Here is a 15278-nt window from a genome sequence, read left to right as displayed (position 1 = left end):
CTGTACGTAAACAGGCCGATAACACCGCAGATTCGGTGCCCCGTGATCGCTTACCCTATATCTTGTCCCTTATATGAATATCTTTTCGTGCCCTCAAAGAAGGAATATGTAGACTATGCAAAGCTCGCCCCGTCCCCGCATTCAGGACCGCATCAAAATTATTGTGCAACAGCTACTTCCCAAACAGACCTTGACCGTAATTGCCGGAAAGTTGGCTACAATGGAGCTGGGACGATTCACCACCACATTTATTCGCTGGTATGCAAACCACTATAAGGTGAACCTGGCAGAGGCCATTGAACCGGATCCGGCCAGTTATCCCTGCTTTCAAGATTTTTTCACCCGTCCAATCCGGCCGGAATTGCGCCCCATTGCCGAGACCGATTTCGTCTGTCCCGTTGATGGTCGAATCAATCAATGTGGCCACGTTGATGGGGACAAAATCCTGCAGGCAAAGGGGCAAACCTACACCACCGCGGCTCTTCTTGGTGGCGCCTGTGCCACGCCCCAGGACTTTGCACAGGGGAGCTTTGCCACCCTCTACCTCAGCCCTGGCGATTATCACCGTATCCATATGCCTTGTGATGGACGTCTGGTACAAATGCTCCATGTTCCAGGAGCCCTCTACTCCGTGAACCCGACTACCGCCAATAATATTCCAGGTCTTTTTGCCCAAAACGAACGGGTGGTTTGCATATTTGAATCTACCTTTGGTCCTTTTGCAATGGTTCTTGTCGGTGCTACCATTGTCGGGAGTATGACCACAGTCTGGCACGGAGTTGTCAACGCTGAACGCACAGGTGGAGTTCGCCGGTGGCAGTACCAAGACCAACCAATCTCTCTAAAAAAAGGAGAAGAGATGGGACGTTTTTCCCTGGGCTCTACCGTTATCCTTCTTTTTCCCGAGGAGACAATCGCATTTAATCCCAAGTGGTCTGGTGAGAACTCCATACGCATGGGGGAGTATATGGGTGATGTGCCTGACTAAATCACCGAATCCTGTTAATGAAACAAATATTTTTGTTCAAATTCGCTTTTTGTTCGGCTCCATCTGGCGCGCCAATGAATGCTCCCGGGTTCAGGTATATACAAAGGACTGGCACTGGGCCAGTCCTTTGTATATACCTTCTTTTTAATAATTCGCTCTTGAGCAATCACGCTGGGTCACGAATCACGAATTCAGGTTAGTTGTTGTGCACTGTTACCCAGGCAACAAACCTATCCATCCAGCCCTGTAAAAAAGCACGGCTGTCTGCACCGATATTGCCGTCGGGATCAATGAGTCCATCCTTTGCCTGAATATAGATCTCAGGCTGCCCCATGGTCGGCATGTCCAAGGCGGTAAGAATAGTTCGCAAATGCTGTTGGGCAAGTGCAGTTCCTATCACACCAATAGAAACGCCAACGACAGCTGTAGGTTTCCCCGCCCATACGCTTTCCCCGTATGGTCTAGAGCCATGGTCAATGGCATTTTTCAACACACCGGGAATAGATCTATTGTATTCGGGGGTGACAAAGAGAACCGCCTGAGATTTTTCAATAATTGCCTTAAACCGATTGGCGGCTTCAGGTGGGTGTACATCGTCATCCTGATTGTACAGGGGCAAATCACCGATGGGAGCAAAGGTGAACGTTACATTTTCAGGAGCCAATTTTACTAGGGCGTCGGCAAAGGCCTGGTTTAAAGAATCCTTGCGTAAACTTCCAACGACAACTGCGACTTGATATCTTTTCATATGATGACCTCGTTAATGTGAACAATATTTTCCCGAATCTGTGACGGATTCAGGATTTTGGGGTGTCTTGAACCTGAATCCGTGAGCATTCATCAGTTCGCCAGTTTCGTTGTTTGTAACATGCCGATTAAAGTAAACTTTATCGGTATGTTACAGGCAATGAAGGTGGTGTGCTAATGGATGCCCCAAAGGGCGGCGGGTGCAACTGAACAATACATGAATTTGTAAAAATACGTCGTCTTATTAAAAAGATGCGTTGTTCAGTGACCACCCGCCGTCACGGATTCGGGTTGAATAATTAGATTTTTCAATCAAGGTCAGGTAAGCGTAGACTCCGCGAGATTGGCAGAAAAAGCAATTATTCAAGATTCCCTTTGTTTATGCGTCGGTGAACTGATATCCATCCATGTGCACCGATAATTTTTTCCCTGCAAAGGAAATTTTTTGCGCCTTTTCTCCCCCTGCGCCCATGGCAAAAAAGAGCGGCGCCATAGAGTTGGCGAAGACTTGCTTTTGTCTGCCTGGAGGTCCACGGTGTTGATACTTTAAAACCGACTCCCAATCTCCCGCTTCCAAGTTCTTATACAGCCGGGGCATGAATATATTGTGTTCGTCAGTCTTCAAAAGGCCTCCAGCATCTGCCTCATCAATCCCCTTGCTGATCTCAAAAAATCCTTCCGCGGCAATAAGGACATTCTCCTGGCGTAACTCCGTGAGCGCCCGGCCCAGGGCCATATAACCTGCCCCCGTATCATCTTGAGGAAGAAACAACGGAACGATGGGAAAATACAATTCTCCATAAAGTAACCGTAGGGGGGCAAGAAAATGTTGCTCCACCTGTTTTCGGTTAACCAGTCGCCCCTTTCTTCCCGCCTTTTTCATAAGATCAACAATAATCCGCGCCAGTTCCGGACTTCCCTTACACGAAAAACGTCTTGCATCATTTGTCTGCCGTAGCTTTTCCTCTGCCTGATGAACGACAAAGCTGGTATTCTTGGCTACTTCGACAACAGAACTTGTCCCCACTCCAGTCGCAAGAACCACCGCATCAGGTCTTGGAAAATTTTTGTCGAATGCAGCCAGATCGTTTTGCTGATTTTCAGAGGAGTGAGAGACTCTTCCCGATTGGACATTCGTTATAAACAGACTCGGTTGAAACATACTCTTCCTCGTGCAACAGATGGCATCGTCTCTGGATTCTCTCGTCCCAAAAGTGAATTCGGGGGATGAGTTCCTCTTGACTTGCACAGTAGTATCGGATTATTTGCAAATCAATTAGGCATAACAGCAGACTGGAGATGCAAAAATGCATAACAAGGGGTGGGATGACTATCTCTACTTTCTCAAAGTAGCAAATTGCGGAACTATCAAGGGTGCTTCCCAGGAGCTGGGAGTGAATTACTCCTCGGTGTTTCGTCGCATCAACGCGCTCGAGGAAAAGCTGGAGGTTCGACTCTTTGAACGGTTGAAGTCAGGCTATAAACTGACCCAGGCCGGTGAGGATATACTTGACCGGGTGCAGCAGGTCGAAGAGCATATGGATGCCATTGAACGGCTCATTCAAGGCAAGGATGTGCATTTAAGCGGTTATCTGAAGATCTCGACCACAGACACCATCGGGTATTACTGGCTACCGCCCTATATTCAACGCTTTAAAGAGCTTTACCCTGATATTATTGTGGATATGGATATCAAAACTCGGTTTACCAGCCTGAGCAAGCGGGAGGCCGACATCGTTCTGCCCGCAGTCAACAACCAGCCTGACTATATGGTTGGGAAAAAACTTGCCCCCATCCATGTACATCTGTACGCCTCCTCGAACTATGTACAAGAACATGGCGCCCCGAAAATGCCGGAAGATATCTTTGATCACCGAATCCTCCTGCCCAATGAATCCCTTGCCGGTCTCCCGGCCAACAAATGGCTTCGCCAACATGGAGATGAAGAAAAAACCGAGGCCTGTTGCGATAAACTCAGCGGGCTCTATCATCTGGCCGTTTTGGGTATGGGGCTCACAGTCCTCCCGCATTACCTGGGCAGATCTGATCCCAGGTTGGTGGAACTGATGCCCCTGCCAGAAGACTGCAACCACCATATCTGGATTCTCACCCACCCGGACATTCGTTTTACCGCCCGAGTCAAAGCCTTTATGCAGTTCATGTACAGGGAAACCCAGGGGGCATATGATGCCTCTCCCCCGAACGATACTTGAAGCCTGAACAGTTCCCTCCAGCCTGAGCCTGGCCCAACTTGACGACATCCATTGCCAGGAAGCTGCAGATGAAGTATTTTTTCATTTTTCAGTCCCCTCCCCCAAATCAGGATTCTCACCGCCTTCATGCCGCACACACCAAAACAACACCAGGGAGTCGCCGAATATATTCAGGCGCTGAAAGGCTCGCCTCGATTTGGCCCTCAGGTGGTCCATCACCAGCAACTTTCCGGAAGAAAAGCGCGCTTTGGAAGCCTGAAGCAACCTCTTCCTCCGGCGCTTCAGCAGGCGCTGAAACAATCGGGATACACCCGGTTTTTCAGTCATCAGCAGGAGGCCATTGACCGCATTCGCGCTGGCGAGGATGTGATCGTGGCAACACCTACCGCCAGCGGCAAGAGCCTGATTTATAATGTACCGGTGCTGGAGAGCGTGCTGAGCGATGCCACCACCCACGCCCTCTATCTCTTCCCCTTAAAGGCACTGGCCCAGGATCAGCTGCGCTGGATCAACGAGTTCAGCCAACACCTGCCCGAGCTTGAAAAAAATGTTGCCCTGATCTGCGATGGTGACACCTCAGATTACAAGCGACGCAAGATGCGTGAGAAGCCGCCCAATATCCTCATCACCAATCCGGATATGCTCCACCTCTCCATGCTTGGGTATAACGATAACTGGTCGTTGCTCTGGCAGGGGTTACGCTACATCATCATTGATGAGGTCCATACTTACCGGGGTGTTTTTGGCAGTCATATGGCCTGGGTCATGCGGCGTTTGATTCGTATTTGCAAAAAATTTGGCGTCAGCCCTCAATTTATTCTCTCCTCTGCCACAGTGGGCAATCCCGCTGAGTTGGCCCATGAGTTGATCGATCGGGAGGTCGCTGTGGTTAGCGAGTCCGGTGCGCCCAGGGGCCAGCGTCATTTCATCATGTTCGACCCCATTGACTCGGCAGCCGCTGCCGCCTGCCAGATGCTGGAGGCGTCCCTGAAACGAGGACTGCGCACAATCGTTTACACCCAGGCACGCAAGATGACCGAGCTGATCTACATCTGGACCCGCGATCGCCTGGGCGACCTGAGTGATAAGCTGACCTCCTACCGGGCCGGGTTTCTTCCGGAAGAACGACGTGAAATAGAAGAACGCCTCACCAGCGGCAACCTTTTAGGCGTCATCTCAACCTCAGCCCTGGAGTTGGGGATAGATATTGGCAGCCTGGATATCTGCATCCTGGTGGGTTATCCGGGAACGATCATGGCCACCTGGCAGCGTGGCGGTCGAGTTGGGCGACGGCAGCGTGACTCGCTCATCATTATGGTGGGCCAGGAGGATGCCCTGGATCAATACTTCCTGCGCCATCCCCAGGATTTTTTTGAACGGGAGGTGGAATCTGCCGTGCTCAACCCAAGCAACCCGGTCATTGCCCAGAAGCACCTGCTCTGTGCGGCTACGGAATCTCCGCTGAGGGCAGATGAAGCGGTGGTAAAGACACCCGCTGCTCAGACGGCAATCACCGAGCTGGTTGCCCAGGCAGAACTACTCCTTGGCTCTGATGGTCGCACCTGGTTTTCCGGCCGTAAGTACCCCCACCGGGATGTGGACCTGCGCGGTAGTGGCCGCTCTCTCACCATCCGCGTATCAGGAAAGAAAAAATCGGTGCTTGGACAGATCGATGGCAACCGTGCCCTCAAGGAATGCCATCCCGGAGCCATCTATCTCCACCGGGGAGAGACCTACCTCATAGAGCAACTTGACTTGGATGCAGGTGAGATCAGAGCAACCCGAAAGCAGGTCAATTATTTTACCCGGACCATGGGCACCAAGGAGACCGAAATCCTCGCCACCCAGGCCCTGGTTGAAAGGAAGACCTCAACGCCGGAGTTCAGTTATCGTATTGGACTCGGGCGGCTTAAAGTCACCGATCAAGTTACGGGCTTTCAACGGCGCCTGGTGAGCGGCCATCGCGTCATCTCAACCCAACCTCTGGAACTACCGCCCACGGTCTTTGAGACCGAGGGGTTGTGGATCGAGATTCCGGCCCGATTACAGGAACAACTCGAGACATCGCTGCTTCATTTCATGGGCGGGATCCATGCCCTGGAACATGCGGCGATTGGTATCTTCCCCCTGCTGGTCCTCTGCGATCGCAATGATATCGGCGGCATCTCCTATCCCTTACACCCACAACTGAAAAAACCGGCAGTTTTTATTTACGATGGCCAACCCGGTGGAGTGGGTCTTTCCCGCGAGGCCTTTCACAAGGCGAGCGAACTCCTTGCAAGCACCCTGGTGGCCATCGCCTCCTGCCCCTGCGAGACCGGCTGTCCTTCCTGCGTCCATTCACCCAAATGCGGTTCAGGTAACCGCCCCATCGATAAAGAGGCTGCCCACCAACTCCTCCTGGGCCTGGGGGCACAAGAGGTAAGTCCAAGCTTTACCCGCATAGAAGTGGTACCAGAGCCCAAACAATCGAAGCCCGCACAGCAGGTCGCCCCCGAAGCCATCGCGCCTTCCCAAAAAATCCCCAAGCGTTACGGCGTCTTTGACATAGAAACTCAAAAATCCGCTGCCGAGGTTGGGGGCTGGAATAAGGCAGAAAAAATGCTCGTCTCCGTGGCCGTGGTTTATGATGCCATGCTCGATGACTATCTGGTGTTTCGTGAGGGTGAAGTTGGTGAGCTGATTCAGCATCTCCAGAGCCTGGAGCTTGTGGTGGGTTTTAACAATAAACGTTTTGATAACCAAGTCCTCAACGGCTATGGCGAGCATGGCCTGGCGACTCATCCTACCGTTGATATTTTAGAGGTGGTTAAAAACCAGCTGGGCTACCGGTTGAGTCTCAACAACCTAGCCGAGAACACCTTAGGGGTACAGAAATCGGCTGATGGCCTGATGGCACTCAAATGGTACCGCCAGGGACGCATTGATAAAATCATCACCTACTGCACAAAGGATGTTGAAGTCACCCGGGACCTCTTTCTCTTTGGCCTTGAAAACCGTTATCTGCTCTTTAAAAACAAGGCGGGGAGTCTGGTACGTTGTCCTGTGGATTTCACAACAATTTTGAGTTCATAAGGGATTTCTCGCCACCCATCTTTTTTTCATGATCTTTTCTTTGCATCGAGTGAGCACTTGCACCTATAATGGTCATACACCAAATGCTTTTGGGCTCTGCGGCGAGGAACTCTTTCATGGAACAAAGCACCCTCAAAATCAAAAAAATCTCCGTTCAGTTTGTACAAAAACTGACACAATTGCTTCAGCAGGCTCATGCTTTCCTGAAATCATTACCACCCACTCTCCCCCTGCATCTCTTCTCGCAAAAGGCATCCGGGGAGACAACCGCCCAGGCCAGCGACCAGCGGCAGCACCCTCGGGTCCCCCTGCACAACACCACCGTCCATGTGACCGATGGCTGTCTCTTTGCCACCGCACTGCTGGAAAATATCTCTCCAAGCGGGCTTTGCATCTGCAATATTCCAGAGCAACTCTACAAAAACGCAGGCAAACTGACGGTGTTCTCCAGCGACAACCCCGGTCTGCCGGTGTTGCAGATTGAACCGCGCTGGCAAAAAACAAGCTGGCGCGGTAAGACCATTGGCGCTGTCATCATCAATGCCACCGATGCCTGGCGCCTGTTTTTCGTGCATACCGCCGGACAATTCACCTAAGTCCTTGCGCCTTTAGGCACGTGCAGTCTGCAATTGTTTTTTACGAGGAAATGTTTACGTTATTTCAATAGACTCATTGAATTTGGCTTATCCTGCTGAAGAGTTCTCTCCTTTTATCTTGGAGGTACCTATGAGTGACTGGAAGCGGATAATCATCGCAATCGACGATTCCCAGCGTTCCCTCAACGCGGTTGACTATGTTGGTGGAATCGCGAGCCACCTTGAGGGTATTCATCTCTGTCTGCTCCACGTTTTCCCCAAACCACCGCCAAATCATTTCAGCAACGGCATCTCGCCTGAGCAGTATGCTGAAAATCAGATCCAGCAATCTGCGCAACTCTTTGCCCAAGCAGAAAAAATTCTTCATGATCACGGCGTCTCCCCCCAGGTAATAAGCACCCGCTCCGTCATTGCCACCGATCAATCGATCAGCGAGGCAATTCTTGCTCTTCAGGAGCAAGAAGCCTTTGACACCATTGTGGTGGGGAAACGCGGTATCACCAAGGCAGAGGAGTTTCTTTTTGGCTCCATCTCCAATGCCCTTATTCATAATGGCCGTGACATTGCGGTCTGGGTGATTGGCTGATGACGGGTTACACAGATATATCCATCCTTCCTGAGCAGGCACGGAAAAACCTCGCCGCTCATCGGGTCACGCAAAGCATGCGCCGTCCATCACGGGTCTATACAGATACCAGTGATTTCACCTCCATTGATTACGGCGACATAATCCGCGTGGAAGACCGAAATTTCTTAATCACCTCGTATACCAAAGAAGGACGCTTTGGGGTTGATGAGCAGATTAAACCCTGGGTCCCCAAGGTGGTGGACCTGGGCTCCATGGTTAGTTACATCATCAAGCTTGAGTTTGAGGAAAATTTTGATATTCGTCTGGGCAGATTTTCAGTGACCTGTTACCGCAACCCGCAAAAGGAGGCACATATTCTTGAACTGGTTCGTGGCCGTCCCCACTTCATGCAGGGCCTGACTTTGGTGGATGAGAAGGACAACCTGGTTCGCGTACTGACTCCCATTTCAGGCAAACGGTTGGACAAGGTGATCCACAGTGAAAGCAGTCACGAGGATTACTTTCACCATGAATTACCTGAAATCCTTGAGCGCTTCATGGGCTGTCTTCAAGGGGTTGGTTTTTTACATCAAAATGGTTTTCGCCACGGGGATATTCGCCGCGACCATATCTTTGTTGATCGGCATACCGGAATCTACTCCTGGATCGACTTTGACTATGACTTTCACCTTCCTGAAAAACCCTTTGCCCTAGATATTTATGAACTGGGCAACGTCCTTCTCTACCTGGTCGGCCGTGGTGACTATCATGCCCGCGAAATTTTAGCCGACAGCACCCTTGGCTCCAAGGCATTGGACTCGCTTACTCTCCAGGATTTCTCTTTGCTCACCCAAAATCGTGTGGTCAATTTGCAAAAACTCTTTCCCTACATTCCAGATCGCCTCAACAATATGCTCTTGCACTTTGCCGCAGGCACCGAGGTCTTTTATGAGCAGGTTGAGGAGATGGTGACGGCACTTGATTCTGTCCTTTCTCACTGGCCCCGTTGACCGATACCACCCGCCGCAAGCCTCATACCTGATAAAGGTTTCCATAATTGAACAAGAATGTTATATCAGTGGGCTACACGCATAATACGTGCCCATTCAGTAACGGTCTTTTTGTCCAATTCCGGCATTATGCTCCAAATTTTATCCTCGGAATATTATGTATATACCTGCGGTAAAATTTTACACATGCCTTGACCTTGAACAAAAATCCCTATTTCTGGACAGACACTAAATCGCCGGTTTATGCAGCAGCAGACCGACGCATTCACCACTTTTTCTACCTGTCAGCCGAGCGGCCTATCGGGCGACATGCCCCTCTCTGCTCTCTGACACTGCAACCATTATGGATAAAAAACTCGAAAACCTCGACATACCTCTGGTCCGTAAGCGTATTGACGAAATCGATGACACCATCCTGGAACTCTTAAAGGAGCGACTTGATTGTGCTAAAAACATCGGTCTCCTCAAGAGCGAGACGAACCGGGCAAAATGGGACCCACAGCGCGAACTGGAAATTTATGAGAGGTTGCGCACATACAACAACGATGTGTTTCCCTACAAGGCCCTGCACTCCATCTTTCACGAGATCATTACCACCTGCCGCCTCTCCCAGCGTAAAGCCACGGTTGCCTACCTTGGCCCGGAGGCAACCTTTACCCATCTGGCTGGTGTCAAATATTTTGGTCAGAGTGCTGAATACCTGCCGATGGAGTCCATTGCCGAGGTTTTTGAAGAGGTGGAGAAAGAGCGGGTCGAGTACGGCATTGTTCCGGTTGAAAACTCCATCGAGGGCGCAGTGACCTATTCTCTCGATGCCTTCATGCGCTTCAAGGTCCAGATCTGTGGCGAAATTCAGCTGCCCATCACCCACAATCTGGTCTGCCGCTCCGGCAATATGGAAGATATCCAGACCGTAGCCTCCCACTCCCAGCCCCTGGCACAGTGCCGCTACTGGCTGCGAAAACATATGCCCAAAATTCCGACCCTGGAGGTCTTCTCCACCGGTGCTGCGGCCCAGATGGCCGCCGACAACCCCAATATCGGTGCAATTGCCAGCAGCCTGGCCATTTCCACCTATGACCTGCAGGTGGTTGTCCGGGGCATTGAAGATCATCAGGGCAACACCACCCGCTTTCTTGTCCTTGGCCCGAAATCCCCCAAGAAAAGCGGACGCGACAAGACCTCTGTGTTGCTTGGTTTGATCAACCGCCCTGGTGCGCTCAATGAGATTCTGACCATTCTCTCAGCCAAGAACATAGATCTGGCTAAGATCGAGTCGCGCCCCACCAAGGATAAGCGCTGGAAATATATGTTCTTCCTCGACATGGTCGGGCATATTGAAGACCCGGCGATCCATGAGGCATGCAACATTCTCAAACAGATCTGCGCCTACTATGAGCTGCTTGGGTCCTACCCGCGGGCCGATGATGTCAATCTCTCCGGCTCTGCCTCCTGATCATTTTTCGTTTATCCCACCTGTATGTGTGCACTGTTAAGCTGCCAGGAGCTCTCGAAAGCTTTTGGTGCCCAAAGTCTTTTTGCCGGCGTCACCCTCATGGTCGACGCCGGCGATCGTATCGGCCTGATTGGTCCCAACGGTTCGGGAAAATCCACCCTGCTGAAAATCCTCTGTGGTATGGAGCAACCTGATACGGGTTCGGTCTTTACCCAGAAACTGATGCGAATGAGCTATGTCGCCCAGGAAGACAGCTTCGATGAAGAGGCCAGTTGTCTGGACAACCTCTCCCGTGTGGTCCGCGTCGATGACGTGGATGCAGCCGAGCAGTACAACCGGGTACACGCCCTGCTGAGTCGGGGCGGATTTACCGATCCCGAACAGAAGGTGAGCGAACTCTCCGGTGGCTGGCGCAAACGCCTCTCGCTCTGCCGGGCACTGGTTACCCGCCCGGAAGTGTTGGTGATGGATGAGCCCACCAACCACCTGGACATTGAAGGCATCCTCTGGCTGGAAAAACTTCTGGCGGCCAACCTTCCGGAAAGCCCCAGCGCCTTTCTCCTGGTCAGCCATGACCGCCGTTTCCTGGAAAATACCGTCAACCGCGTGGTGGAACTGGCTCCGGTCTATCCCGAGGGCTCTTTTCAGGTGCGTGGGGCCTACAGCGATTTTCTGGAAAAACGGGCAGAATATCTGGAGCAACGGCAAAACCTGGAAGAACGACTCTCCAATAAGGTTCGCCGGGAAACCGAATGGCTGCGCCGAGGTCCCAAGGCACGAACCTCCAAAGCCCGTTATCGAATAGAAGAGGCAGGACGGCTTCAGGATGAGCTGGGGGAGGTCCGCGGCCGTAATCGCAACGTCGGCCAGGTGGGCATTGCCTTTGAATCCACCCAGCGCAAAACCAAAAAACTGCTTGTGGGCAAGGGGCTTTCCAAAACCTTTGAGACCCCGCTGTTCACCGATCTTGATATTCACCTTTCCCCGGGAACCCGCCTGGGGCTTTTAGGCAGAAACGGAAGCGGCAAATCCACCCTGATGCAACTTTTGGCCGCAGCCGCCAGTGAAACTGGCCCCAAGCCCGATACGGGTACGCTCACCGCTGCCGACGGGCTGCGTATCGTCAGTTTTGATCAGCGCAGAGAGCAGCTGGATACGGAGGAGACCCTGCGTCGCGCCCTGGCTCCCGAAGGCGACAGTGTGCTCTATCAGGGCAGAAGTTTGCATGTGGTTTCCTGGGCCAAGCGTTTTCTTTTTCGGCCCGACCAGCTCGACACCCCGGTCAACCGACTCTCGGGGGGCGAGCAGGCTCGTATTCTCATTGCCCGGCTCATGCTGCAACCAGCAGATGTCTTGCTGCTGGATGAGCCCACCAACGATCTTGATATCCCCTCGCTTGATGTCTTGGAAGACAGCCTCAGCGAATTCCCCGGTGCCCTGGTGCTGGTTACCCATGACCGTTTTCTTTTAGAGACGGTCTGTAATCAGGTGCTTGGTTTTGATGGCCGGGGCAAGGCGGAATACTTTGCCGATTACGAGCAGTGGCTTGCCATGCTTGAATCACTGGAGCGCAAAGAGGCTGCCGCTGCCAAGCCAGCACCATCAGCTAAAGAGAAAACAAGCACCAAACCCAAGGCAGGTAAACTCTCTTACCTGGATCAGCGGGAATATGATCAGATCGAGGAAAAAATCCTCGGCCTTGAGGAACGGTTGGAAAAAGTTCAGCAGCTCATGGCAGATCCTGAGGTGATGGCAGATGCCGAAGGGTTGCAACAACATTGGCAGGAGCAGCAGGAATTGCAGACGGAGATTGACCGCCTCTACGATCGCTGGGATGAACTCGAACAACAAAAACAAGGCAATTAAATTGTTTTCCTGAATCCATGGCAGCGGGTGGTCACAAAACGATCCATCCTACTAATAAGACAAGGACTTTCATTCTAATTCACCATTTTTCCAACTTTAGCCAACGCCTTTCTGGAGGAGTGATTGCTCGCTGAACCAGAAGCAATTTCAACCTTCATTCTCTTTCCCGTCATTGACTTTTTGATCGCAGAAAAAAAAAGAATGTTCTGTTTTTTCAGCCTCTCTGCCTTCCAAAAGCTACCGTTTTTGATACACTTCTACTCAGGAAGAACTTGACCAGCGCTTCGATCCCTTTTATATCGTGCAAAATTACGGAAAACGAGGCGCGGGGCCCTGCCTTAGAGGGAGCGGCGTAGGAATATTCATCTCAAAAGCTTTGATTTCCGCTCAGGAGGCTTGATGCAATGCTGGAAAATGAGGGAAGCGAGATTACACAGGGCAACGGAGAGAAAGTGCTGGTTGTGGATGATGAGCCGCTTCAGCGTGAAATTGCGACCCAAATTCTCGAAGCATTAGGCTACATGCCAGAGGCCCTTTCCTGCGGTGAAGAAGCCGTAGAATACATGCAAGGCCACAAGGTAGACCTGATCCTGCTGGACATGATCATGGGCACCGGCATGAATGGTCGAGAGACCTATGCCCGCATCATTGAAAAACACCCTGGACAAAAGGCGTTGATTGTCAGCGGCTTTTCAGAAAACGAAGAGGTACGCGAAGCCTTGCGGCTTGGTGTGCACGCATATCTGCAAAAGCCTTATGCCATCAGCAGCTTAAGCAAAGCTGTGGTTTCTGCGCTCCAGGCGAGTTGATTTCTCTTTCACAGATACAGGGTGTCTTGAATAATTAGATTTTTCAATCAAGGCCAGGTAAGCGTAGACTCCGAGGATTGCGCAAAATTTTACCGCAGGCATATGCTTGATATCGGAGTCTTCGCTTACCTCCGAGGATAAAATTTTAAGCATGACGAGGTAAGCGCCAGACTCCGCGGGATTGGCAGAAAAAGCAATTATTCAAGAGTCCCTACAGACATTGTCGACTCTCAAATCCCGTTGACCGCCCTGAGGAATTTCATTCTAGACATTGCCATTATCCTGACCCCGTGACAACGGGTGATCCCTGAAAAGCATATGTTTCTGAATCGGAGTAAATTTTCATAGAAAATTTACTCCGATTCAGTTTCAGCCACTGTCCTTTGGAACGCGTACGGCTTCGGGGGAAAGACCGGCTTCCCTCCAGCAAATGCTTACGTATTTATTGGTGTCTTGGCTGAAGGGCGCTTGTGAACCTGGGGTTAACCGCCAATGCGCGACATTCGGCCATGACAGTCACTGCCGGATTGCTTCATCCGCTCGGTGAGTTGATGGCCACGTGGTTTGTTGCGAATAGCCTCAATCATGGCAGCTTGAATGGCCTCATCCGTGGGCTGATTACGCAAGATCGAGCGCAGGTCGACCTCCTCGTCATGCAGCAGGCAAGAACGGAGGCTTCCTGCCGAGGTCAGTCGCAGGCGATTACAGCGATCACAAAAATGATGACTCAGAGGGCTGATAAAGCCAAGTGAACCGGGGGCATCAGCCCCTAAACGAAAGACCTTGGCCGGCCCATCGGCACGCCCTTTCTGCATGGGGATCAACTCGCCCAGAGCGCTGACCCGCTCCATGATCTCATCGGTACTGATATAGGTGTCTTTATCCCAACGGCTCGAGGCACCAATGGGCATGAATTCGATAAATCGCATCTGCAGCGGCAACTGCTGGGAGAGGCGGGCAAAATCGAGAATTTCGTCGTCGTTGATATGGCGCATTGCCACCATGTTCACCTTGACCGGCGAAAAACCAAGGGCTAGCACCTTTTCAATCCCTTGCCAAACCTTGTCAAAACAGTCTATGCCGGTGATTTCCTGAACCCGTTTGGCCTTGAGCGAATCCAGACTGATATTGACCTTGCTGACTCCTGCATCAAGAAGTTCCTGTGCACATCCGGCCAAGAGCACGCCATTGGTGGTAATACGCACATCGTCAAGTCCTTCGATGCGCATCATATCGCGGATAAAATCCAAGACTCCGCGTCGTACCAAAGGCTCGCCTCCGGTGAGACGCACCTTGGTAATCCCCATATTAACGGCCACACGAACCACATGCAGCAGTTCCTCGTAGGTGAGCAGCTCTTCGTGTTTGAGTTTCGTCAGACTGCCAGAAGACTCGTCTTCGGTGACACAATAGATGCACCTCAGATTACAGCGATCAGTCAAACTCAGACGCAGATAGGAAATGGAACGGGAAAATAAATCGGTCAGACTTTTTCCTGGGGGTGGAAAACTGGAATTTTTAGCTTTCATTGTGTATGCTACTTGCGACAAAAAAGGGTCGTCATTAGGATCGCCTGAAATAATAAACGCACAACACGACGTCTCCCGCCTCGTAAATCGCTGTTATTGTGCTGCAGATATTTTTTCTGTTGCTTTTTACAAGGCCAGGACTTGGGTCATGCGCAGGCATACACCTGGAAGACAACGTGTACAGCTTCGTAACTTGCATAATGATCGGTTGCTTACTCGTGACTCAATCATTATCTCAACTACAGCCTTCGGCGATTCTTCCTTACTGATACCACTAGAGAGGACTGATTGCAACTAATTCTACTTTGGGAATCATTTAACTTGCTGAATTTTTATCAAAATTGTGTATAATAACACCATCAAATAATTCATTTTTTGGGGGGCGTTTTACCTCATCTCAGCGTCTCCCAAAAAAAGAAAT

At 51.2% G+C, this 15278-nt stretch carries 12 protein-coding genes; 9 read left to right on the top strand and 3 right to left on the bottom strand.

All coding sequences use genetic code 11. The features are described from left to right. Positions 1-139: 139 nt before the first annotated feature. Positions 140-988, top strand: a complete 849-nt coding sequence (gene asd, locus JWJ90_RS19545; RefSeq protein WP_420828928.1) for an archaetidylserine decarboxylase — start codon at positions 140-142, stop codon at positions 986-988. 196 nt (positions 989-1184) lie between these two features. Here asd and JWJ90_RS19540 read toward each other — a convergent pair whose 3' ends face one another. After that, on the bottom strand, positions 1185-1736 hold the full coding sequence (locus JWJ90_RS19540; RefSeq protein ID WP_205228907.1) for an NADPH-dependent FMN reductase: 552 nt from the start codon (positions 1734-1736) through the stop codon (positions 1185-1187). Between the two features lie 378 nt (positions 1737-2114). Further along, a complete protein-coding gene (locus JWJ90_RS19535; protein WP_205228906.1) occupies positions 2115-2897 on the bottom strand; it encodes a DODA-type extradiol aromatic ring-opening family dioxygenase in 783 nt (260 codons plus the stop codon). A 145-nt stretch (positions 2898-3042) separates the two neighbouring features. Between JWJ90_RS19535 and JWJ90_RS19530 the strand changes: the two genes are divergently transcribed. From JWJ90_RS19530 to JWJ90_RS19495, 8 genes are all read left to right on the top strand, one after another. After that, entirely contained in the window at positions 3043-3948 is a 906-nt protein-coding gene (locus tag JWJ90_RS19530; RefSeq protein ID WP_205228905.1) for a LysR family transcriptional regulator, read from the top strand. Positions 3949-4074: 126 nt separating this feature from the next. Beyond that, positions 4075-7023: a DEAD/DEAH box helicase gene (locus JWJ90_RS19525; RefSeq protein WP_205228904.1), complete on the top strand. Its 2949-nt coding sequence runs from the start codon at positions 4075-4077 to the stop codon at positions 7021-7023. Positions 7024-7139: 116 nt separating this feature from the next. Next, complete coding sequence (locus tag JWJ90_RS19520; RefSeq protein ID WP_205228903.1) at positions 7140-7619, top strand: hypothetical protein; 480 nt, start codon at positions 7140-7142, stop codon at positions 7617-7619. Positions 7620-7749: 130 nt separating this feature from the next. Continuing rightward, positions 7750-8205 carry a universal stress protein gene (locus tag JWJ90_RS19515; protein ID WP_205228902.1) on the top strand — a complete coding sequence of 152 codons (456 nt, stop codon included), beginning with the start codon at positions 7750-7752 and terminating at the stop codon, positions 8203-8205. After that, positions 8205-9197: a protein kinase family protein gene (locus tag JWJ90_RS19510; RefSeq protein WP_205228901.1), complete on the top strand. Its 993-nt coding sequence runs from the start codon at positions 8205-8207 to the stop codon at positions 9195-9197. Before JWJ90_RS19515 ends, JWJ90_RS19510 begins: the two co-directional genes overlap by 1 nt. A 343-nt stretch (positions 9198-9540) precedes the next feature. Beyond that, on the top strand, positions 9541-10653 hold the full coding sequence (gene pheA / locus JWJ90_RS19505; protein ID WP_205228900.1) for a prephenate dehydratase: 1113 nt from the start codon (positions 9541-9543) through the stop codon (positions 10651-10653). A gap of 99 nt (positions 10654-10752) precedes the next feature. After that, entirely contained in the window at positions 10753-12519 is a 1767-nt protein-coding gene (locus tag JWJ90_RS19500) for an ABC-F family ATP-binding cassette domain-containing protein (protein WP_240195057.1), read from the top strand. 404 nt (positions 12520-12923) lie between these two features. After that, a complete protein-coding gene (locus JWJ90_RS19495; protein ID WP_205228898.1) occupies positions 12924-13328 on the top strand; it encodes a response regulator in 405 nt (134 codons plus the stop codon). A gap of 482 nt (positions 13329-13810) precedes the next feature. Here JWJ90_RS19495 and moaA read toward each other — a convergent pair whose 3' ends face one another. Then, complete coding sequence (gene moaA / locus JWJ90_RS19490) at positions 13811-14857, bottom strand: GTP 3',8-cyclase MoaA (RefSeq protein WP_205228897.1); 1047 nt, start codon at positions 14855-14857, stop codon at positions 13811-13813. Between the last annotated feature and the right edge of the window lie 421 nt (positions 14858-15278).

Source organism: Desulfobulbus rhabdoformis, from assembly GCF_016919065.1.
In the GTDB taxonomy this organism is placed as follows: Bacteria; Desulfobacterota; Desulfobulbia; order Desulfobulbales; family Desulfobulbaceae; genus Desulfobulbus; species Desulfobulbus rhabdoformis.
The sequence above is the reverse complement of the archived record's forward strand: the minus strand, read 5'-3'. Positions and strand labels throughout refer to the sequence as shown.

Excerpts from the sequence above, each read along its gene's own strand:
- pheA (WP_205228900.1), top strand. The coding sequence starts at position 9,541 with ATGGATAAAAAACTCGAAAACCTCGACATACCTCTGGTCCGTAAGCGT.
- JWJ90_RS19535 (WP_205228906.1), bottom strand. The coding sequence starts at position 2,897 with ATGTTTCAACCGAGTCTGTTTATAACGAATGTCCAATCGGGAAGAGTC.
- JWJ90_RS19500 (WP_240195057.1), top strand. The coding sequence starts at position 10,753 with ATGGTCGACGCCGGCGATCGTATCGGCCTGATTGGTCCCAACGGTTCG.
- JWJ90_RS19510 (WP_205228901.1), top strand. The coding sequence starts at position 8,205 with ATGACGGGTTACACAGATATATCCATCCTTCCTGAGCAGGCACGGAAA.
- JWJ90_RS19540 (WP_205228907.1), bottom strand. The coding sequence starts at position 1,736 with ATGAAAAGATATCAAGTCGCAGTTGTCGTTGGAAGTTTACGCAAGGAT.
- JWJ90_RS19495 (WP_205228898.1), top strand. The coding sequence starts at position 12,924 with ATGCTGGAAAATGAGGGAAGCGAGATTACACAGGGCAACGGAGAGAAA.
- JWJ90_RS19515 (WP_205228902.1), top strand. The coding sequence starts at position 7,750 with ATGAGTGACTGGAAGCGGATAATCATCGCAATCGACGATTCCCAGCGT.
- JWJ90_RS19520 (WP_205228903.1), top strand. The coding sequence starts at position 7,140 with ATGGAACAAAGCACCCTCAAAATCAAAAAAATCTCCGTTCAGTTTGTA.
- moaA (WP_205228897.1), bottom strand. The coding sequence starts at position 14,857 with ATGAAAGCTAAAAATTCCAGTTTTCCACCCCCAGGAAAAAGTCTGACC.
- JWJ90_RS19530 (WP_205228905.1), top strand. The coding sequence starts at position 3,043 with ATGCATAACAAGGGGTGGGATGACTATCTCTACTTTCTCAAAGTAGCA.
- JWJ90_RS19525 (WP_205228904.1), top strand. The coding sequence starts at position 4,075 with ATGCCGCACACACCAAAACAACACCAGGGAGTCGCCGAATATATTCAG.